At 68.0% G+C, this 20633-nt stretch carries 20 protein-coding genes and 1 pseudogene; 16 read left to right on the top strand and 5 right to left on the bottom strand.

The window, feature by feature from the left end:
- Nucleotide 1 precedes the first annotated feature (1 nt).
- The gene (pyrF, locus tag K6L26_RS18230) at nt 2–814 is read left to right on the top strand and encodes an orotidine-5'-phosphate decarboxylase (protein ID WP_221851061.1); all 813 of its coding nucleotides are present in this window, start codon (nt 2–4) and stop codon (nt 812–814) included.
- Nucleotides 815–983: 169 nt separating this feature from the next.
- On the opposite strand, the gene K6L26_RS18225 is transcribed toward pyrF, so the two are convergent.
- Nucleotides 984–1529 (bottom strand): hypothetical protein, encoded by a 546-nt coding sequence (locus K6L26_RS18225; RefSeq protein ID WP_221851059.1) that lies wholly within the window; start codon nt 1527–1529, stop codon nt 984–986.
- 499 nt (nt 1530–2028) lie between these two features.
- On the opposite strand from K6L26_RS18225, the gene mihF reads away from it, so the two are divergent.
- The 5 genes from mihF (at nt 2029) to metK (ending at nt 5974) form a co-directional block, all read left to right on the top strand.
- Nucleotides 2029–2343, top strand: a complete 315-nt coding sequence (mihF, locus tag K6L26_RS18220; protein ID WP_003880790.1) for an integration host factor, actinobacterial type — start codon at nt 2029–2031, stop codon at nt 2341–2343.
- An 11-nt stretch (nt 2344–2354) separates the two neighbouring features.
- Nucleotides 2355–2948 (top strand): guanylate kinase, encoded by a 594-nt coding sequence (gene gmk / locus K6L26_RS18215; protein ID WP_036387701.1) that lies wholly within the window; start codon nt 2355–2357, stop codon nt 2946–2948.
- A 92-nt stretch (nt 2949–3040) separates the two neighbouring features.
- Complete coding sequence (gene rpoZ / locus K6L26_RS18210; protein ID WP_019348031.1) at nt 3041–3361, top strand: DNA-directed RNA polymerase subunit omega; 321 nt, start codon at nt 3041–3043, stop codon at nt 3359–3361.
- An 18-nt stretch (nt 3362–3379) separates the two neighbouring features.
- Nucleotides 3380–4627, top strand: coding sequence for a bifunctional phosphopantothenoylcysteine decarboxylase/phosphopantothenate--cysteine ligase CoaBC (gene coaBC, locus K6L26_RS18205; protein ID WP_019348032.1), 1248 nt, complete (start codon nt 3380–3382; stop codon nt 4625–4627).
- A 147-nt stretch (nt 4628–4774) separates the two neighbouring features.
- On the top strand, nt 4775–5974 hold the full coding sequence (gene metK / locus K6L26_RS18200; RefSeq protein ID WP_019348033.1) for a methionine adenosyltransferase: 1200 nt from the start codon (nt 4775–4777) through the stop codon (nt 5972–5974).
- Between the two features lie 90 nt (nt 5975–6064).
- On the opposite strand, the gene K6L26_RS18195 is transcribed toward metK, so the two are convergent.
- A complete protein-coding gene (locus tag K6L26_RS18195) occupies nt 6065–6667 on the bottom strand; it encodes a TetR/AcrR family transcriptional regulator (RefSeq protein ID WP_221851057.1) in 603 nt (200 codons plus the stop codon).
- 95 nt (nt 6668–6762) lie between these two features.
- On the opposite strand from K6L26_RS18195, the gene K6L26_RS18190 reads away from it, so the two are divergent.
- Nucleotides 6763–7236: an SRPBCC family protein gene (locus tag K6L26_RS18190; RefSeq protein ID WP_221851055.1), complete on the top strand. Its 474-nt coding sequence runs from the start codon at nt 6763–6765 to the stop codon at nt 7234–7236.
- 4 nt (nt 7237–7240) lie between these two features.
- Here the strand turns inward: K6L26_RS18190 and K6L26_RS18185 are convergent, their stop codons facing one another.
- A complete protein-coding gene (locus tag K6L26_RS18185; RefSeq protein ID WP_221851053.1) occupies nt 7241–8713 on the bottom strand; it encodes a flavin-containing monooxygenase in 1473 nt (490 codons plus the stop codon).
- Nucleotides 8714–9002: 289 nt separating this feature from the next.
- On the opposite strand from K6L26_RS18185, the gene K6L26_RS18180 reads away from it, so the two are divergent.
- Nucleotides 9003–9812 carry a hypothetical protein gene (locus K6L26_RS18180; RefSeq protein ID WP_221851052.1) on the top strand — a complete coding sequence of 270 codons (810 nt, stop codon included), beginning with the start codon at nt 9003–9005 and terminating at the stop codon, nt 9810–9812.
- Nucleotides 9813–9864: 52 nt separating this feature from the next.
- On the opposite strand, the pseudogene K6L26_RS18175 reads toward K6L26_RS18180, so the two are convergent.
- A pseudogene (locus K6L26_RS18175) lies at nt 9865–10353 on the bottom strand (DUF805 domain-containing protein).
- A gap of 216 nt (nt 10354–10569) precedes the next feature.
- On the opposite strand from K6L26_RS18175, the gene K6L26_RS18170 reads away from it, so the two are divergent.
- Nucleotides 10570–11649 carry a catalase family peroxidase gene (locus K6L26_RS18170; RefSeq protein WP_245008611.1) on the top strand — a complete coding sequence of 360 codons (1080 nt, stop codon included), beginning with the start codon at nt 10570–10572 and terminating at the stop codon, nt 11647–11649.
- Nucleotides 11646–12209: a cytochrome b gene (locus K6L26_RS18165; protein ID WP_064900105.1), complete on the top strand. Its 564-nt coding sequence runs from the start codon at nt 11646–11648 to the stop codon at nt 12207–12209. Before K6L26_RS18170 ends, K6L26_RS18165 begins: the two co-directional genes overlap by 4 nt.
- Here K6L26_RS18165 and K6L26_RS18160 read toward each other — a convergent pair.
- Entirely contained in the window at nt 12200–13147 is a 948-nt protein-coding gene (locus K6L26_RS18160; RefSeq protein ID WP_064900103.1) for an alpha/beta hydrolase, read from the bottom strand. The two genes, K6L26_RS18165 and K6L26_RS18160, sit on opposite strands and share 10 nt — an antisense overlap.
- On the opposite strand from K6L26_RS18160, the gene K6L26_RS18155 reads away from it, so the two are divergent.
- From K6L26_RS18155 to K6L26_RS18130, 6 genes are read left to right on the top strand one after another with little or no spacing between them, the layout of a single operon-like run.
- Nucleotides 13110–13868, top strand: a complete 759-nt coding sequence (locus K6L26_RS18155) for a lysoplasmalogenase (RefSeq protein ID WP_221851050.1) — start codon at nt 13110–13112, stop codon at nt 13866–13868. The two genes, K6L26_RS18160 and K6L26_RS18155, sit on opposite strands and share 38 nt — an antisense overlap.
- Nucleotides 13865–15865, top strand: a complete 2001-nt coding sequence (locus tag K6L26_RS18150; protein ID WP_064961461.1) for a primosomal protein N' — start codon at nt 13865–13867, stop codon at nt 15863–15865. Before K6L26_RS18155 ends, K6L26_RS18150 begins: the two co-directional genes overlap by 4 nt.
- Before the next feature lie 48 nt (nt 15866–15913).
- Nucleotides 15914–17734, top strand: coding sequence for a DUF2207 domain-containing protein (locus K6L26_RS18145; RefSeq protein WP_221851048.1), 1821 nt, complete (start codon nt 15914–15916; stop codon nt 17732–17734).
- Nucleotides 17728–18264 (top strand): LemA family protein, encoded by a 537-nt coding sequence (locus K6L26_RS18140; RefSeq protein ID WP_019345675.1) that lies wholly within the window; start codon nt 17728–17730, stop codon nt 18262–18264. Before K6L26_RS18145 ends, K6L26_RS18140 begins: the two co-directional genes overlap by 7 nt.
- Before the next feature lie 33 nt (nt 18265–18297).
- Nucleotides 18298–19227 carry a methionyl-tRNA formyltransferase gene (fmt, locus tag K6L26_RS18135; protein WP_221851046.1) on the top strand — a complete coding sequence of 310 codons (930 nt, stop codon included), beginning with the start codon at nt 18298–18300 and terminating at the stop codon, nt 19225–19227.
- On the top strand, nt 19224–20633 hold the full coding sequence (locus K6L26_RS18130; protein WP_221851045.1) for an RsmB/NOP family class I SAM-dependent RNA methyltransferase: 1410 nt from the start codon (nt 19224–19226) through the stop codon (nt 20631–20633). Before fmt ends, K6L26_RS18130 begins: the two co-directional genes overlap by 4 nt.

The raw sequence follows: 20633 nt of genomic DNA, 5'->3' as shown, positions 1-20633 counted from the left end.
GATGGATGCTTTCGGGAAACGGTTGGCCGACGCGGTGTCGCAGCGGGGCCCGCTGTGTCCCGGCATCGATCCGCATCCCGAGCTGTTGCGGGCGTGGGGGCTTTCTGTCGATGCCGACGGCCTGGCCAGATTCAGCGATATCTGCGTGAGCGCCTTTGCCGGGTTCGCGATCGTCAAGCCGCAGGTGGCGTTCTTCGAGGCGTACGGTTCAGCCGGTTTCGCGGTCCTGGAGCGCACCATGGCCGCCTTGCGGGAGGCCGGGGTGCTGGTGCTGGCCGACGCCAAGCGTGGCGACATCGGCTCGACCATGGCCGCCTATGCCGCGGCCTGGGCCGGTGACTCACCGCTGGCCGCGGACGCGGTGACCGCGTCGCCGTATCTGGGTTTCGGGTCGCTGCAGCCGCTGCTCGACGCGACCGCGGCAACCGGTCGAGGTGTGTTCGTCCTTGCCGCGACCTCCAATCCGGAGGGGCCGACGGTGCAGCGCGCCGTGGCCGGAACCCGCACCGTGGCGCAGTCCGTCGTCGACGATGTGGCCGCGGTCAACGCCGCGGCCGGGCAGCCCACGGGCTCGGTGGGTGTGGTGGTCGGTGCGACGGTGACCGATCTGCCCGATCTCAGCGCGCTGGGCGGGCCGGTGTTGGTGCCCGGAGTCGGAGCCCAGGGCGGGCGTGCCGACGCGCTGGGGGGCTTCGGCGGGGCCCGATTGGTGCTGCCCGCGGTGTCACGTGAGGTGCTGCGGGCAGGCCCTGAGGTGGCCGATCTGCGTGCGGCCGCCGAACGCTTGCGCGACGAAGTCGCCTATCTCGTCTGACGCTCCGGTTTTCGCCCGGTTTCGGCGTGCCCTGCGTCGTTTTCCCACGCCTGGGTCGTCGGCGCCGTGTTGCCGCGACCCAGGCGTGGAAAGCGATGACCGATTCGAGAAGCGGCCGAGCGCAACCAGATTGGTCAGTGGGCCGTCGGATCTGTTGTGGCGCAGCCGGTCACAGCGGGATCCAGATACCGAAGAACCAGAAGCCCCACGCGTTGTAGCCCGGATCGAAAATCGGTGTCACCCAGCTGCCGTTGTAGTTGAACGGCTGGTGGTCGAACCGGCCCTGGTCCATGCCGCGCCAGGCCAGGTCCGGGGGCGGCGGGCCCCAGTGCCGGCCGTGGTCGTCCGGGCCGCCGGGGCCACGGTCACCTGGCCACCCGGGACCGCCGGGACCGCCGGGGCCTCCTGGGCCGTCTGGATGTCCGGGTCCGCCCGGTCCGCCCGGTCCGCCGGGTCCGCCCGGTCCGCCTGGTCCGCCCGGTCCGCCGGGTCCACCGGGTCCACCCGGATGGTCGGGCCCTCCTGGCCCTCCTGGGCCACCCGGATGACCCGGCCCGCCCGGTCCTCCCGGCCCCGGCCCACCGGGCCCCTGGCAGTTGCCGAAGCCGCACGGCGGCCCCGGCTGAGCCGCTGCCAGGCCGGCTCCCGCGGCCAATGAGGCGGTTCCGAGCGCTATGGCGACGGCAGAAGCGCAGGTCAAGGTCTTGATGTTCATGTCCAGCTTCCCTTCGCGGGTCATGGATACCCGACCAGGGGAGACTATTTAGCCAATCTGTGTAGTCGCTATGTGGCAATTAGGCGCGGGCTGGGCGTGGCCGAGCGCATCGGCCTGACGTGCGCGTCAGGGCCTCCGACACGCCCGACACGCCATGACCAGCGAAAATTTTCTGGAATACCCGGCGGTAACCGGGTCCCGGGGCCGGGGAGCCGGTGCTCCAGGGCTGAGTAGTTAGCTGGGCGGCGCTCGAAAACCATTGACATGCAGGAATATCCGGCCCGACGTGGGCGCCCCGGCGATGCTGGACGGCGTTTTGGGGCGCAAACCGGTTGTTGCGTGCGCGCACTACACGCTGGGCTTTTAGCGCCGTAACCAGGGGGTGGCGTTCGCTTTCGTCAGCCAGCGTGGGTAGGTTCGTCGTCGCTGGCTGGTTTGCACTCCAGCCGTACAAAACAAGAGATGGCCGAAGAAGAATCGCCAGGAGACGGAGGAACCCGTGGCCCTTCCCCAGTTGACCGACGAACAGCGCGCGGCAGCGTTGGAGAAGGCTGCCGCCGCACGTCGAGCGCGAGCCGAGCTCAAAGATCGACTCAAGCGCGGCGGCACCAACCTCAAGCAGGTGCTCACCGACGCCGAGACCGATGAGGTCTTGGGCAAGATGAAGGTTTCCGCGCTGCTGGAGGCCCTGCCCAAGGTCGGCAAGGTCAAGGCGCAGGAGATCATGACCGAGCTGGAGATCGCCCCGACCCGCCGCCTGCGCGGTCTCGGTGATCGTCAGCGCAAGGCCCTCCTGGAGAAGTTCGACCAGTAGAGACGCCCCCATTGAGCGCTGGTAGAGGGGCCGGACAACACACAGCGACGGCTCCGGTCGTCGTGTTGTCCGGTCCCTCCGCTGTCGGAAAGTCCACCGTGGTCCGCTGTCTGCGGGAGCGGCTTCCCGACTTGTATTTCTCGGTCTCGGTCACCACCAGGGCGCCGCGGCCGGGAGAGATCGACGGTGTCGACTACACATTCGTGTCCAAAGAGCGTTTCCAACAGCTGATCGATGACGGTGAGCTGCTGGAATGGGCTGAAATCCACGGCGGTTTGCAGCGCTCCGGAACGCCGGCCAAGCCGGTGCGGGATGCCACCCGGGCCGGGCGTCCGGTGCTGATCGAGGTTGACCTGGCCGGGGCGCGCGCCGTCAAGCAGGCCATGCCCGAGGCGATATCGGTGTTCCTGGCACCGCCGAGCTGGGACGAACTGGTCAGCCGGTTGTCCGGTCGGGGCACCGAGACACCCGAGGTGATGGCCAGGCGATTGGAGACAGCGCGGGCCGAAATGGCCGCGAAGTCCGACTTTGACCAGGTTGTGGTGAACCGCCAGTTGGATACCGCATGCGCTGAATTGGTATCCTTGCTGGTGGACAGCCGATGACTCATCGTGCCGGGACCGACGCGATCGGATCCGCGAGCCACCAGCACGCTGTTCAGTAACCGCATTTCACGCAACCGCCAGGAGACTTTTTCGTGAGCACCCCGCACGCCGATGCGCAGCTGGCCGCTGCGGACGACATCGATTCGTCCGCCGCCGGCGCCTACGACACGCCGCTGGGCATCACCAACCCGCCCATCGACGAGTTGCTGGACCGCGCGTCGAGCAAGTACGCGTTGGTGATCTACGCCGCCAAGCGGGCGCGCCAGATCAACGATTACTACAACCAGCTCGGCGACGGCATTCTCGAATACGTCGGCCCTCTCGTCGAGCCCGGTCTGCAGGAGAAGCCGCTGTCGATCGCGATGCGGGAGATCCACGAGGATCTGCTCGAGCACACCGAGGGCGGCGAGTAGCCAGGCCAGGGCCGGGACGTGAGCGCGGGTAAGCGAATCGTCGTCGGGGTAGCCGGCGGTATTGCCGCCTACAAGGCGTGCACCCTGGTCCGTCAACTCACCGAGGCGGGCCACTCGGTACGCGTGTTGCCCACCGAGTCGGCGTTGCGCTTCGTCGGCGCAGCCACGTTCGAAGCCCTGTCGGGCAATCCCGTGCACACCGGTGTGTTCACCGACGTGCACGAGGTGCCCCATGTTCGGATCGGGCAGGAGGCCGACCTCGTGGTCGTCGCGCCTGCCACCGCCGATCTGCTGGCCCGAGCAGTGGCCGGTCGCGCCGACGACCTGTTGACCGCGACGCTGCTGACCGCGCGATGTCCCGTGCTGTTCGCCCCGGCCATGCACACCGAGATGTGGTTTCACCCGGCCACCGTAGACAACGTGGCCACATTGCGTCGGCGGGGCGCTGTGGTACTGGAACCGGCCTCCGGGCGGCTCACGGGAGCCGACAGCGGTGCGGGGCGGCTACCTGAGGCCGAAGAGATCGTCACGTTCGCGCAGCTGCTGCTGGAGCGAGGCGACGCGCTGGCCTACGACCTGGCCGGGGTCAAAGCGCTCGTGACCGCCGGCGGTACCCGCGAACCTCTCGATCCGGTGCGGTTCATCGGCAACCGCAGCTCCGGCAAGCAGGGATACGCCGTGGCCCGGGTGCTGGCCCAGCGCGGTGCCGACGTGACGCTTATCGCGGGTAACACCGCGGGTCTGGTCGACCCGGCCGGCGTCGACGTCGTGCACATCGGCTCGGCCGCCCAATTGCGCGATGCGGTGACCAAGTACGCCCCCGAGTCCAACGTTCTGGTGATGGCCGCGGCGGTCGCCGATTTTCGCCCCGCGCAGGTGGCAGCCGCCAAGATCAAGAAGGGCGGGGCGTCCGAGCCCAGCTCGATCGACCTCGTGCGCAACGACGATGTGCTCGCCGGGGCGGTGCGGGCCCGTGCCGAAGGTCAGTTGCCAAACATGCGGGCCATCGTCGGTTTCGCTGCCGAGACCGGTGACGCCAACGGCGACGTGCTCTTCCACGCCAGGGCCAAACTGCAGCGCAAAGGCTGTGATCTGCTGGTGGTCAACGCAGTGGGGGAGAACCGCGCGTTCGAGGTCGACCATAACGACGGCTGGTTGCTGAGCGCCGATGGCGCCGAAGTGGCACTCGAGCACGGTTCGAAGACTCTGATGGCCACCCGTATCGTGGACTCGATCGCGGCGTTTCTGGGCAAGCCGGGCGGGTGACCCGACGTACGCAATCACGGTGTAGATAAGGGTTGCGCAAACGCCTCCCACGCGCTTGGGTGCAACAGGGCATAGATATTATTCGCCTAACTAAGTAGTTTTGAGACTGAATACTTTTTCGCCATCAGCAAGGGAAGGAAGCAGACCGTGAGCCAAGGTCGCCTGTTTACCAGTGAGTCGGTAACCGAAGGACACCCCGACAAGATCTGTGACGCGATCAGCGACTCGGTGCTCGACGCGCTGCTGGAGCAGGATCCCCGGTCGCGGGTCGCGGTGGAAACCCTGGTGACCACCGGCCAGGTGCACGTCGCCGGCGAGGTCACCACTTCCGCCTATGCCGACATCCCCAAGATCGTGCGTGACCGCATCCTGGAGATCGGCTACGACTCGTCGACCAAGGGCTTCGACGGCGCCTCGTGCGGTGTGAACATCGCCATCGGCGCGCAGTCGCCCGACATCGCCCAGGGTGTGGACACCGCCCACGAGGCCCGCGTCGAAGGTGCGGCCGACCCGCTGGACGCCCAGGGCGCCGGCGACCAGGGCCTGATGTTCGGCTACGCGATCGGTGACACCCCCGAGTTGATGCCGCTGCCCATCGCACTGGCCCACCGGCTGTCGCGCCGGCTGACCGAGGTGCGCAAGAACGGCGTGCTCGACTACCTGCGCCCCGATGGCAAGACCCAGGTCACCATCCAGTACGACGGCCGGACCCCGGTGCGGCTGGACACTGTGGTGCTGTCCACCCAGCACGCCGACGGGATCGACCTTGACGGCACCCTGACCCCGGACATCCGCGAGAAGGTCGTCAACACCGTGCTCGCCGATCTCAACCACGAGACGCTCGACACCTCCGATTTCCGTCTCCTGGTCAACCCGACCGGCAAGTTCGTGCTCGGCGGTCCGATGGGTGACGCCGGCCTGACCGGACGCAAGATCATCGTCGACACCTACGGCGGCTGGGCCCGTCACGGTGGTGGCGCCTTCTCCGGCAAGGATCCGTCAAAGGTGGACCGTTCGGCCGCGTACGCGATGCGCTGGGTGGCCAAGAACGTCGTCGCCGCCGGGCTGGCCGAGCGCGTCGAGGTCCAGGTGGCCTACGCCATCGGCAAGGCCGCCCCGGTCGGCCTGTTCGTCGAGACCTTCGGCACCGAGACCGTCGACCCGGCCCGCATCGAGAAGGCCATCAGCAGCGTGTTCGATCTGCGCCCCGGCGCGATCATTCGCGACCTGGACCTGCTGCGGCCGATCTACGCTCAGACGGCGGCCTACGGCCACTTCGGTCGCACCGACATCGAGCTGCCCTGGGAGCAGCTCAACAAGGTCGACGACCTGAAGGCCTCGGTCTAACTTTCCCTGCGCGAGCAGACGCAAATGCCCCCGCACGCCCGGCGTGTCGGGGGCATTTGCGTCTGCTCGGCGGGTGGTCGATACCGCGGATCACACCTGCCGGTAGCGCTGGACGACGCCGCCCGCGAGTGCGCATGCCCACTCCAGTCCCTCATCGGTGCCGAACAGCTCGCGCCGGGTGTTGCCCGCGGACAGGTAGGCGTCGACGCGGAAGGCGTCCTCGGCGGGATCGGGTGAACCCGCCACCGAGAACTCGTTTTCCAGCAGATCCAGCCACTCCCGCTTCAGGTTTCGCACCGCGTCGGCAACGGGCCCGCTGCGATGCCCGAACTCGACCGAGGTGGCCGATACGAAGCAGCCGCCGGGGAACACTTCGGCGCGCAGATACGCCACCCAGGAATCGAGAAGCGCTTCAAGCCTTGCGGTTCCAGGCGCAGAGCTCAGTGCCGGGCGGATCACGACGTCGATGTAGACCTGGCGCGCCTCGGCCACCGCGGCCAGTTGAATCGCCTCCCGGTTGCCGAAGACGGTGAGGATCCCGCTCTTGCTCACCCCGGTCGACGTGGACAAGCCGCCCACGGTGATCCCGTCCAGGCCATGTGTGGTGGCGATGTCTGCGGCGGTACGTGCGACCAGCCGCCGGGTGGCATCGCCGCGCGCCCGCCGTCCGTCAGCTGCGGGCAAAGCGGTCATCGGTTCACAGTAGCCACACCCTGGACGCAGGGCGGTCGAGTCGCGTACGGTCTTGACCTATATACGACCGATCGGTCGCATAGATCGGAGGAGCAGTGCCCACCACCTTCAAGGCTCTCCTGGAACGCCGGATCACCATCGAGACAACACCTTCGGCGGTGTGGAACATCATCCGGGACGTCCGACGTATGCCGCAGTGGAGCCCACAGGTGGTATCGGTGAAGTTGCGCGATCCCGACGAGGACATCGGACTGGGCACCACGTTCACCAACCTCAACCGCCATGGCGAGCTTGAGTGGATCACGCACGGCGAGGTGGTGCGATACGTGCCGGAGAAAGAGATCGCCTTCCGCATCGCCGAGAACTACACGATCTGGTCTTTTACGATCGGCGCTGACGGTTCCGCTGCCACCGTGCTCACGCAACGGCGCGAAACCCCCGACGGCATATCGCAATTCTCACTCGAACTGACCGAGTCGCACCTCGGCGGGCAGCAGGCGTTCACCGAACTGCTCGAGGCCGGAATGGAGCAGACGCTGGCCGCGATCAAGGCGTGCGCCGAGTCGTGAAGGGCTACGAGGTGAACGCGTAGTCGTCCAGCGGGAAGCGGCGGCTGCGCCAATACGCCTCGAAGGTGGTGGCCGGCCGCAGGGGCACGTCTCCGTTGCGGTCGAAGTAGTAGCTGTTGGCGAGGCTGCAGCTGTCCTGCCAGAAGATCTGGCGGTGCCGCTTGCGCATCATCTCGGCGAAGTACCGGTCGTTGGCTTCCGGCCGCACCTCCACGCGACGGGCCTGGTCTTTGTCTGCTTGGGCGATACACCGGACGAGATGGCGGGTTTGGGCCTCGATCAATGCGAAGTATGAGGATCCGACGTAGCCGTACGGGCCCATCACGGAGAAGAAATTCGGGAATCCCGGAATGCTGACGCCTTCGTAGGCCTGCATCCGGTGTTCTTTCCAGAACTCGCTCAACGATTGCCCATCCGACCCCACGATCTCGAAGGTCAGGGCGTCGACGTCCATGACCTTGAAGCCGGTAGCCAGGATGAGCACGTCGACGTCATGGCTCTCACCGTCGGCGGTGGCGACACCCGAGCCGGTGATCTTGTCGATCGGTTCGGTGACGAGTCGCACGTTGTCCCGGTTGAATGTGGCCAGATAGCTGTTGTGGAACCCGGGTCGCTTACATCCCACCGCGTAGCGCGGTGTGAGCTTGTCGCGGACTTCGGGATCGTGCACCTGTTGCCGTAGGTAGGCCCGGCCGGCCGCGCCGGCGCGCTTGGCGAACGGGTTGATCGTGAAGTACTGCGCGGCGAGCGGGAAGGTGAACTCCACGTACGCCTGGCTGATCAGACGGTGCAGCGTCCGGCCACCCGGCAGTCGCATCAGCTGACGGGCGATCGGCGGGATCCGCACGTCGAACTTCGGGAAGCACCAGATGGGTGTGCGCTGAAACACGGTGAGCTGCTTGACCTTAGGCGCGATCTCGGGAATCACCTGCACAGCGGAGGCGCCGGTGCCGATGATCGCAACCCGCTTGCCCGTCAAATCCAGGGCATGGTCCCACCTGGCAGTGTGCACCGTTGTCCCGGCGAACGAGTCGACACCGTCGATCTCCGGCAGCTTCGGGATGGTCAGCACTCCGCTGGCGTTGACCAGGAAGCGGGCGGTGAGCGAGTCTCCGGAGTCCAGATCGAGCCGCCACAGGTTCTCGTCGTCATCGAAGACCGCGCGGGCAACCGTGGTGTTGAACCGGATCCGGGGCCGCAGGCCGTACTTGTCGACGCAATTGTCGGCGTAGGCGCGCAGCTCGTTTCCCGGTGCATAGGTGCGGGACCACTTCCGTGACTGCTCGAACGAGAACTGATACGAGAACGACGGAATATCCACCGCCACACCGGGATAGGTGTTCCAGAACCAGGTGCCGCCCGCTCCGTCACCCGCCTCCAGGATCAGGTAATCGTGCAGGCCGGCCTTGTCCAGGGCGATGGCGGTGCCGATGCCGGAGAATCCGGCGCCGACGATGAGCGTGTGAAAGTCGGGCATCAAGCCACCTCCCGGCTGCGTCCGAACATGTGGACGCCGTGTTTGGGTCTCAATGTCAACGTAGCGCTCGGTTGGTGCCGGCGGGAAGGGGCGACGAATCGAGGCAACCACTCACGGTCACGCAAGTTTTGACCCATACTCTGCATCTGAATCCATCGGCATCGCCGAGAGAAAGGTGACGATGCGCTTTCCATGGAAATCTCGAGGCAGGACAAAAGTCTTGGCTACGGAGGCGGATCGCCACCGATACGTACGCGAGCTCGTGATCGACGACCTGCAGCGTCGTGGAATGACGGTCAGCCCCGCGCCCGGTGACACCCCCGGTGACGATCGTTTGGCCACCGATGCGGGAACCGTGCTGTGGCTGAGCAACATGCACACCCGCTGCCGCGGGGTACCGGTCGAGGAATTGCCGGATGCTGTGCGCATCGAGGTTGACACATTCTTGGCGGGGCTGGATGCCCCGCCGATGTCGGAACTGTCCGACGACGAGTTCTACACCCAACTGCGAACCCGGCTGATCACTCCCGACACGAGCGGCGAGCTGTCCCTGGACTACGCCAGGCCGGCGTTCGACGGACTCGTGGCAGAGCTCAGGCGCGACCTGCCGACCACCGTGCAGACCGTCAGCGACAGCGACATCGCAGGCCGGGACATCGACCTGTTGTACGAGATCGGGCAGCGTAATACCGACGCGGAGCCGGTCGAGATCCAAGCGCTGGATCACGAGATTTTCGCGCTGACGGGCGAGTCGTTGTTCGTGGCATCCAAGGCGCTGAACATGCCGCGGTTGATCGCGACGGTTCTGAATGGCGACGCGCCGTTAGGGGTGTTGTTCAGCGTGCCGCACCGCAGCGCGTTGTTCCTACATCGTGTCGGTGCGTCCACGGTCGATGCGGCCCCCTGGATCGCCACGGCCACGATCGGTGAGGCCGAAGACGCACTCGGTGGGGTGATCAGCCGAGACACCTACTTCTGGTATGGCGACACGGTGCAGCCGATCACTGCAGTCGATTTGGACACCAACTCGATTCGACTTCTCGTGGCAGGGCCGTTCGCGGACGCCCTTGAACAGGTAGCGGAGCTACCGCCCGGGTGATCGGGGGAGCGGCGCCGTTGTGGGGCAGCGGTATTCGGTATGCGATCGCGTCTCATCGGGGAGCGAGATCGTCGTACACGTCGCGGCGGTCGAAGCGTTCACCAAGAGGTTTGGAGGGCAGCACGCCGAAGACGATCGCCAACACCGATCCGATGTAGGGCAACAGAAGCAGTAAGCACATCCACCCCGACAAGTCGGCATCATGCAGGCGGCGGACCAAGAGTGCCTAGCTTGGAATCACGCACACCAGTACGAATACCGCCACAGGCACCAGGGACAGTCGTCCGAGCGCGCTGGGGTCTCCGGCTACGGCAACGATTGCCACGCAGAAGATGGCGACTGCTGCGACTGCCAGCTGGACCCACCAGTACTCGCTGCGTGACGCGCGCCCGGAGAAGCGCGCGTAGCTGCGGAAGAACCGCGTTACTGCCTGACCGAATGTAGCTCCGTACAACGGCAACGTGAGATCGCGTGGATCGGTCGCGCCGAGCGGCTCGGCCGGATGCTGCGCGTCGAACGAGGTTTCCTCGCTGCGGGCCATGGGTTTCTCCGCTCGATTGTTCCGCCACGGGGCTGAGATCAACGCGGACGGTACATCGTTGCTCGAAGGAATGGATGCGATTGCGCGGAGTCGGAGCGCCGCGGTGCGCGTAGAGGGCGATCCGACACGGCATCTCAGGTAGGTCGGTTGAACGGCCCGCGGCCGTATCTCGTTTCACACTGGACAGAACCGGCGGCGACGAGAGGTGCGAACAGGATGGAATCGGATGACGTTCCGGAGCTCAACCGCAGAAGGACGCTGCTGGGGCTGGTCGCCGTGGGTGGTGCCGCAGTCGTCGGTGTGGGCGGGCTCGCCGAGGCAGCGGGGTGGCTGCGGCCCGACGCGTTGACCCCGGACCGGTTCGCCGACCGCTTTGAGCAGATCTCCGGCCGACACGAGGGTTTCCGCCGCAACCACGCCAAAGGTCTGGCGGCGACCGGAACGTTCACCAGCACAGGTGCCGGCGCCCAGGTGAGCAAGGCCCAGGTATTCAAACCCGGCACCCTTCCCGTCGTCGCACGGTTCTCGCTGTCCGGCGGGCTGCCCGACCAACCCGACAAACCGGACACGGTCAGGGGCCTCGGCCTGATGTTCGACCTGCCCGATGGTGAGCAATGGCGCACCGCAATGGTCAATCTCCCGGTTTTCCCCGACAGCACTCCGCAGGGATTCTTCGAGCGCATGCTGGCCTCGCGCCCCCAGCCTGAGACGGGGAAGCCGGATCCGCAGGCGATGGCTGCCTTCTTGGCTGATCACCCGGAAACCGCTGCGGCGATGAAAATCATCAAACGATTCCCGCCGAGCGCCGGGTTCGCCGACAGTACATTCCGGGGCCTCAACGCTTTTCGCGCCGCCAACGCCCACGGTGAGACGAGGGCCATCCGGTGGACGGCGGTGCCGGTGCCCCACGACGATCCGGCCGAGAAGAACGCGGAGGACGACGGGAACGCTCTGTTCGACGCATTGATCGACACGGTGGCGCGCGGTCCGGTCAGCTGGAAGCTCATCCTCACCCTGGCCGACCCCACCGACCCCACCCACGACGCCACCCTGCCGTGGCCAGTTAACCGTCAGACCATCGAGGCCGGCACCATCACCATCGACACCGTGCAGACCGAGGCCGCGGGCAACGCCCGCGACATCAACTTCGACCCCCTCGTGCTGCCCGATGGCCTGGCCCCGTCGGACGATCCACTGCCGAGTGCGCGGTCGGCGGTCTACGCGCGCTCGTTCAATCGCCGCGCCCGAGAACCCAAGTCGCCCAGCGCAGTCGTCGTCCCCGGGGATGTGCGATGACCACCGAGACGAAACCGCCGATCACGAAGTTCAACCTGACGGCCCGGCTGCTGCACTGGTCCATGGCGGTCATGGTGATCGCACAGTTCTTCCTCGGCGTCACCATGATCGCCGCACTCAGCTACTACCCACTGCTACTGGCGATCCACCGACCGCTGGGCATCGCGATCCTGGTATTCGTGATCGTCCGGCTCATCAACCGGCTCACCCGCAGGCTGCCACCATTCCTGACCACGATGGGGCCGGTGGAGCGCCGCGTGGCGACATATTCCGAATATCTGTTGTACGCACTGCTTTTGGCACAGCCGTTGATCGGGTGGGCGATGCTGTCGGCCGCGCAGTCGCCGGTGGTGTTGGTCGGGGCGGTGCACTTGCCGGCGATCGCCCCGCACAACCTCACCCTCTACGCGGTGCTGCGCACCGCCCACACCGTGGCGGCGTACCTGCTGTTCGCGACGTTCACCGCGCACATCTGCGCGGTGCTGTTCCACACCGTGGCCTTACGCGACGGGATTGTGCGTCGAATGTCGTTGTGGCCCGGTAAAAACACTCAGTCGTGAAGCGCCGCCCGCAGTGCGGCCATGGCCCGATCGAATGCCTCGGTGGCAGCAGGGACCACCCCGACGTAGCCGACATAGCCGTGCACGAGGCTCTCGGCGTTGTCCAGTTGCGCGGGAACCCCTGCGGCGGCCAGCATCTCGGCGTAGCGGATGCCGTCATCCCGCAACGGGTCGTGTCCGGCCACCGCTATGTAGGCCGGGGCGAGGCCGGACAGATCGGCCGCGCGGGCGGGCACCAAAGTCGCGGGCGGATCGGACAGGTCGACGTGCCCGGCATACCAGCGGGAGAATCCCTGGACCGCGTCGAGTCCGAGGATCGGTGCCTTGGCGTTCTCGCTGAACGACGGCAGGCTGGTGTCCCACGTGGTGGCCGGGTACCAGAGCAACTGGAAACGCAGCCCGGAAAGACCCGCATCCCGCGCCAGCAGTGCCACGACCGCGCTGAGGTTGCCGCCGGCCGAATCCCCGGCCACCGCCATCCGGTCGGCGTCGGCGCCGAGTTCTGCGGCGTTGGCAGCCACCCACTGGGTCACCGCCCACACGTCGTCGACCGCGGCGGGGTAGGGGTGCTCGGGGGCCAACCGGTAGTCCACCGACACCACGACAGCGTCGGCGGCCACCGCGTGCTGGCGGGCGGTGCCGTCGTAACTGTCCAGGTCACCGAGCGCCCAGCCGCCGCCGTGGATGAAGATCACGACCGGCAGCGTCGTGTCGTCGGCAGTCGGCGGCCGGTACACCCGTACCGGGATCTCGCCGGCAGGCCCCGGAATCGCGCGGTCCTCGGCCTTCACCTCGGGATGGACCGGAATGCGCGGTATCTCACTGAACTGGCGGCGGGCCTCGTCGACACCGATGTCGGTCGACAGTTGGAACGGCACTGCCTCCAGTACCTTCTGCAGGATGGCATCGACAGCTGGTCTCTCGTCAGCAACGGACATTCCGCAACCGTACGCACACCGCGTCACGGTGTGGCTGTGGGTGGTCGCCGCGGTCGTCGCGGCGGGGTACGGGGTGTTTCTGATCGTCACCGCGACGCGGTTGCCGACAGGTGCCGATCTGACCGGTCAATTCACCCTCCAACCTGCGGTGAAGGCGCTCGCGGCGGTGCTGCTGGCCGCGGCCGCGTGCGCTCACCCGATCGTGCGGGAACGCCGTTGGCTCGTCGGCGCGCTGCTGTTCTCCGCGCTCGGCGACTTCCTGCTTGCCATCCCGTGGTGGGCGCCGTCCTTCGTGTTGGGCCTGGCCGCGTTCCTGGTCGCGCACCTGTGCTTTCTAGGCGTCCTGGTGCCGTTGGCCCGACGTTCGACGCCGCGCCTGATCGCGGTGGCACTGACCATCCTGGCGTGCCTGGCGCTGTTGACCTGGTTCTGGCCCCGTCTCGTCGAACAGGGCATGGCCGTCCCGGTGGTCGCCTACATCGCGGTGCTCGGGGCCATGGTGTCCACGGCGTTGCTGGCCCGCCTGCCCACGCCGTGGACCGCGCTGGGCGGGGTTTGCTTCGCGGCATCGGACGCGATGATCGGCATCAGCCAGTTCGTCCGCGGCGACCAGTTGCTCGCCGTCCCGATCTGGTGGGGCTACGCGGCGTCCCTGGTGCTGATCACCGCCGGTCTCTTCTTCGGGCGCTCGACACCGCCTCCTGCTAAACCTGCACAGTGACCATCACCCGCCGCGCTGCCTCGCATGAACCGATCGCGCGGGTGCTTCCCCTGCTCACGGTGCCGCACCTGGACCGGGAATTCGACTATCTGGTGTCGGAGGAACAGTCCGACGACGCCCAGCCCGGTGTGCGGGTCCGGGTCCGCTTCAACGGCAGACTGGTCGACGCCTACCTGCTGGAGCGACGCTCCGACACCGATCACACCGGCAAGCTCGGCTGGCTGGACCGCGTCGTGTCGCCCGAGCCGGTGCTCACCCCCGAGATCCGCCGGCTCGTCGACGCTGTCGCGGCTCGCTACGCCGGCACCCGCGCGGATGTGCTGCGCCTGGCGGTGCCGCCGCGGCATGCCAGAGTCGAGAAGCAGGCGCCGGAGGAGCCGGAACCGGCGTCGGCGGTTCCTGTCGACACGAGTGCCTGGGCCCGCTACGGCCGCGGCGAGCAGTTCCTGACTGCCGTCGCCGAGGGCCGCGCGGCACGCGCGGTGTGGCAGGCCCTGCCCGGCGAGAACTGGGCCCGCCGCCTCGCTGAGGCGGCCGCCGTCGCGGTGAACGCGGGACTGGGCGTCGTGGCCGTGGTGCCCGATCAGCGTGACGTGGACGCGCTCTACGCCGCGGCGACCGAACAGGTGCCCGAGGCCCGGGTGGTCGCACTGTCGGCCGGGCTGGGCCCCTCGGCGCGATACCGCCGCTGGCTGGCGGTGCTTCGCGGCCAAGCCCAGGTGGTGATCGGCACCCGCAGCGCGGTGTTCGCCCCGGTGTCCGATCTCGGACTGGTTCTGGTGTGGGACGACGGCGACGACAACCTCGCCGAACCGCGCGCGCCCTATCCGCACGCCCGCGAGGTCGCGATGTTGCGCGCGCATCAGCTGCGCTGCGCGGCGATCATCGGCGGCTACGCCCGGACTGCCGAAGCCCAGGCGCTGGTGCGGACCCGCTGGGCCCACGACGTAGTGGCGGCCCGGCCGGTGGTCCGGGCCGCCGCCCCGCGGGTGATCGCGTTGGAGGACAGCGGTTATGCCCAGGAACGTGATCCGGCCGCCCACACCGCCCGGTTGCCGTCCATGGCGTTGCAGGCGGCCCGCTCGGCGCTGCAGGCGCAGCACCCGGTGCTCATCCAGGTTCCCCGCCGCGGGTACGTGCCGTCGCTGGCCTGCGCCCGATGTCGCGCGGTGACCCGCTGTCGGCATTGCACGGGCCCGCTGGCCCTACCGGACCGGGGCAGTGCGGCTGCGGAGTGTCGCTGGTGCGGTCGCGCTGAACCCGCATTACGTTGTGCGCGTTGCGGTTCGGATGCGGTGCGGGCCGTCGTGGTGGGAGCCCGACGGACGGCCGAAGAGCTGGGCCGGGCCTTTCCGGGTACCTCGGTGATCACCTCAGGCGGTGACACGGTGGTCGGGGCGGTGGGCAGTGGTCCCGCCCTGGTGGTGTCCACGCCGGGGGCCGAGCCCGTGGCCGACGGTGGTTACGGTGCGGCGCTGCTGCTCGACGCGTGGGCGTTGTTGGGCCGGCAGGATCTGCGGGCCGCCGAGGACACGATGCGTCGGTGGATGGCCGCGGCGGCGCTGGTGCGGCCGCGCACGGAAGGCGGCGTGGTGGCCGTGGTGGCCGAGTCGGCGATGCCCACCGTTCAGGCGTTGATCCGGTGGGATCCGGTGGGGCATGCCGACGCCGAACTGGACGCCCGCGGCGAGGTGGGCCTGCCGCCGGCGGTCCACATGGCGGCCATCGACGGAACCACTGCTGCCGTTGAGGCACTGCTCGACACCGCGCAGTTGCCCGCTGCCGCCGAACCTCTCGGTCCGGTGGAACTGCCCGTCGGGGCCCGCCGCCCGCCCGGCCTGGACGCCGACGCCGAGGTGAGCCGGATGCTGGTCCGGGTCCCGCGCGACGGGGGACTGGAGTTGGCGGCCGCCCTCCGTCGGGCCACCGCGGTGCTCAGCGCCCGCAAGGATCAGCAACCGTGCCGTATCCAAATCGACCCGTTGCACATAGGTTAAGGCGGATACTTCACCCGTCGTCGGTGAGTGCCGAACCAGGAGGCTGCCATGCGCCGGGTGTGGTCGTGGTTGTTCGCGTTGGCGCTCATCGCCTTTGGCCTGCTGTGGCCCCTGGTGTTCACGGGCGGGTCCGCATCGGGCCCAGGCCCGGCCGATCCGGTGGTGATCACCGACTACCGCGGTGATTTCACCGTCGACGCCAACGGCCGGATGAGCGCGGTCGAGACCATCACCGGCGACTTTCCGGGCGGCCGGCACGGGATCTTCCGCTACTGGGATGTGGCCAACCAGAACAACTCCCGGCTGCGCCAGGTACCCGAGATCACTTCGATCACCATGGACGGCTCACCGATTCCGTATGAACTGTTGTGGGAAACCGGGAAACGGTTCCGGGTGGCCAAGATCGGCGACCCCGCCACCACCTTGAACTGGGGCAGCCACGTCTTCGAGATCCGCTACGCGATCGACGGTGTCCTCGACCCGGGCGCCGTCGGGGCTCACCGCGAGTTCGCCGCGACCACCGGCAACCCCGATGCCCGATCTGCCTTCTACTGGAATGTCGTCGCGCCGGCCTGGAACAACACGATCGAGCGGGCCGACATCTCGGTCACCCTGCCGGCCGGGGTGACCGGGGCCGGTTGCAGTGTCGGGTTGGGTGTCGGCCGGGCGTGCACGAGCCTGCGCACCGACGGCAACACCGTGCGGCTGGTGGCGACCGGCCTGGAGCCCCACACGCCGGTGACGCTGCGCGCCGGCGTCGACATGGCGACGCCGCCGCAGACGGCGTTGCCGTGGCCGTACACCTGGGATCGCGTCCTCGGCCGGTCGTTGTCCACGCTGGGCTGGATCGCGCTGCTGACCGTCGGGATGGGCCTGCTCGCCTATTTCTGGTCGCGGACCACGGTCGAACCGGCCCCGGGGTTTCCGGTGCAGTACGCGCCGCCGGAAGGGCTCGGGCCGGTGCAGACCGAGTACATCCGCACCGAGACCGTCCCCAAGAACGGGCTGAGCGCCACGCTGTTCCACCTTGCCGAGCGCGGGTTGGTGGAGCTACGGCAGATCAGTGACAAGCATTGGAAGATCAAAGGTCTCGCGAAGCCCGCGGACTGGGCCGGCGTCGATCCGGTGGGCATCGACGTGGGTGCGGCCCTCAAAGTCATGTCCCCAGGTGCCGAGTTCTCCGCCAAGAACACCGCGACATCCGGCAAGAAACTCAGCAAGGCCAAAGCCGACATGGCCGTCGCGGTGCGGAAATGGGCGTTCGACGGCGGGTTCATGGTCAAGCGCCGTAAAGAACTGTGGGTCCGCGTCGCCAATGTGGTGGCGTTCTTCGCGGCGCTGGCAGGCTTCTTCCTGTGGTTCGGTATCACGTTGTGGGGGCTGCCCTTCGCGGTGTTCTTCCTGTGCTCACTGCGTGGCTGGCACGGCGGTGTCGGTACCCGACGAACCTCCGCCGGGCGGGACTTGTGGTCGCGTGCAGAGGGTTTCCACCGGCTGCTGTCCACCGATTCGGCCGAGGCCAGGTTTGATTTCGCTGCGCGCAAAGACCTGTACCTGGCCTATATTCCGTTCGCGGTGGCAGGCGGGACGGCCGCGCTGTGGGCAAAGAAGTATCAGGACAGCATGGGTGTGCCTGCACCCCAACCAGACTGGTACGACTCGTCGTCGTCATCATCGGACACCCGCCATGATCTCACCGGCGGCTCGGCCGGCGCGGATTTCGACAGTTTCGAATCAGCCCTGTCATCATCGATCGGGGCGTACACCGCCTCGCAGTCGTCGTCCTCTTCGTCGGGCGGCGGGTCGTCGTCCAGCGGAGGCGGCGGTGGCGGGGGCGGCGGCGGAGGGGGAGGAGGCGGTTCATGGTGAGACTGCTGCTCGTCGTGGTGCTCGTACTGGCGATCGCGGTGCTGGTGGGCTTCGTGGTCGGATTCAACAAGCTGAAGGCGGCCGACGTACGCGTCGCCGAGGCGCTCGGCGGCATCGATGTCGAGCTGGCTCGCCGCGCGGCGCTGATCCCCGCACTCGTGCAGACCGTGGCGACGTTCGCCGCCCATGAGACGGCGGTTCTCGGCCGGGTCAGCAGCGCTCAGGCAGCGCTGACGTCGGCGACGGGCGGGTCTTCGGTGGGGCAGCGCAGCGCTGCCGAACGCAACCTCGACGATGCCGTATCCGGGGTGCTGGCCCTGAGATCGTCCTACCCGCAACTGAATTCGTCGAACAACTTCCTGGACCTGCAGCAGAATCTGACCGACACCGAGAACAAGCTGGCGTTCGCCCGGCAGTACTACAACGATGCGGTGGCCACCCTCAACCGCCTCGTCGGGACGATCCCGTGGGTGTATCTGGCGCCGCTGGCCGGGGTGTCCGAGCGGGAGTACTACCGAGTGCCGCATTAGGGGACCGGCGCCCCGAATCCCTAAACTGGTGCGGTGCGTCTTGTCTTTGCCGGAACCCCGGAGCCCGCCCTCCCGTCGTTGCAGCGGCTGATCGACTCGCCCCGCCACGATGTGATCGCGGTCCTGACCCGGCCTGACGCGGCGGCCGGGCGTCGCGGCAAGCCCGCGCCCTCACCGGTCGCGAAGCTGGCCCTCGAGCACGACATCCCTGTCCTGCGGCCGGCCAAGCCCAACTCCGACGAGTTCATCGCCGAGCTGTCCGAGCTGGCACCGGACTGCTGTGCAGTCGTCGCCTACGGTGCGCTGTTGAGCGAGCGCCTGCTCGCGGTGCCTCCGCACGGCTGGGTCAATCTCCATTTCTCGTTGCTGCCGGCGTGGCGCGGCGCGGCGCCGGTACAGGCTTCGCTGGCCGCCGGGGACGAGGTCACCGGGGCGACGACGTTTCTGATCGAGCCGGCACTGGACTCCGGGCCGGTGTACGGCGTCGTCACCGAGCGGGTACGGGATACCGACACCGCCGGCGATTTGCTTGGACGGCTGGCTGATTCAGGTGCCGCACTGTTGGAGTCCACCATGGACGGCATCGCCGAGGGAGCACTGACCGCGGTGCCGCAGCCGACCGATGGGGTGAGCCTGGCGCCGAAGATCACGGTCGAGTCGGCCCGGGTCCGCTGGGACCTTCCGGCGCACGTCATCGATCGGCAGATCCGCGCGGTCACCCCCAATCCCGGTGCCTGGACCATGATCGGAGACCTACGGGTCAAGGTCGGTCCGGTCACGGTGGAACGGTCGGGAGATGCCTTGGCGGCCGGTGAAATCCGTGTCGAACGCAACGCGGTGTTCGTCGGTACCGGTACGCAACCGGTCCGGCTCGGGCAGATCCAGCCGCCCGGCAAGAAACTCATGAATGCCGCCGACTGGGCGCGTGGTGCACGGCTCGACGAATCGGTGCGTGCCTCGTGAACAGGCCCTCGGACAGGCAGAACCGCACGCCTCAACGCAACCGCCAGCACCGGCGCACGCCGCTGGATCCGGCCCGCCGCGCCGCGTTCGACGTGCTGCGCGCGGTGACCGAACGCGATTCCTACGCCAACCTGGCGCTACCCGCGCTGCTGCGGGAGCGGGGGATCGAGGGCCGAGACGCGGCCTTCGCCACCGAACTGACCTACGGTGCCTGCCGGACCCAGGGGCTGCTCGACGCCGTCATCGCCGCCGCGGCCGGGCGTCCGACCGACCGGATCGACCCGGTACTACTCGATCTGTTGCGCCTGGGCGCCTACCAATTGCTGCGTACCCGCGTCGAGCCGCACGCCGCGGTGTCCACCACCGTCGAACAGGCCGGCATCGAATTCGACACGGCCCGAGCGGGTTTCGTCAACGGTGTGCTGCGGACCATATCCCGCAGCACCGAACAGGAGTGGATGGAAAAGCTGGCGCCGCCCGCATCCACCGACCCCGTCGGTCACGCCGCGTTCCAGCACGCCCATCCGCGGTGGATCGCCCAGGCCTTCACCGATGCGTTGGGCGCCAGGGCTGGTGAACTCGAAGCCCTGCTGACCAGTGACGACGAGCGTCCGGTGGTGCACCTGGCGGCGCGACCCACCGCGATGACGGCGGACGAGCTCGCCGCCCAGGCCGACGGCACCGTCGGCCGGTATTCGCCGTACGCCGTCTACCTGCCCGGTGGTGACCCCGGACAGCTGGCAGCCGTGCGCGAGGGTGCCGCCCAGGTCCAAGACGAGGGCAGTCAGCTGGTCGCTCGGGCACTGGCCCTGGCCGAGCTCGACGGACCCGACAACGGTCGTTGGCTCGACCTGTGCGCCGGCCCGGGTGGCAAGACCGCGCTGCTGGCCGCCATCGGTGCGGCCTCGGGTGCCCGCGTCACCGCGGTCGAGCCCGCGCCCCGCCGCGCGGATCTGGTCGAGGAGAACACCCGTGGCCTCGACGTCGACGTGCGCCGTGTGGACGGGCGCGTATCGGGCTTGGAACCCGGCTTCGACCGCGTGCTGGTGGACGCCCCGTGTACCGGCCTGGGCGCGTTGCGCCGGCGCCCCGAGGCCCGGTGGCGGCGTCAACCCGGCGATGTCCCGGGCCTGGCCAAACTACAGCGTGAGCTGTTGGCTGCCGCCATCGCGCTGACCCGTCCCGGCGGCGTGGTGCTCTATGCGACCTGCTCGCCGCACCTGGCCGAGACGGTCGGTGTCGTGGCCGACGCCGTGCGGCGGCATCCGGTGACCCAGCTGGACACCCGGGAGTTGTTTGCCCCGGCCGACGACCTCGGCGACGGACCGCATGTCCAGCTGTGGCCGCATCGGCATGGGACCGATGCGATGTTCGCGGCGGCGCTGAAAGTCGGGAAAGTAGGCTGA

It is taken from the genome of Mycobacterium farcinogenes (assembly GCF_019739075.1).
In the GTDB taxonomy this organism is placed as follows: Bacteria; Actinomycetota; Actinomycetes; order Mycobacteriales; family Mycobacteriaceae; genus Mycobacterium; species Mycobacterium senegalense.
The sequence above is the reverse complement of the archived record's forward strand: the minus strand, read 5'-3'. Positions and strand labels throughout refer to the sequence as shown.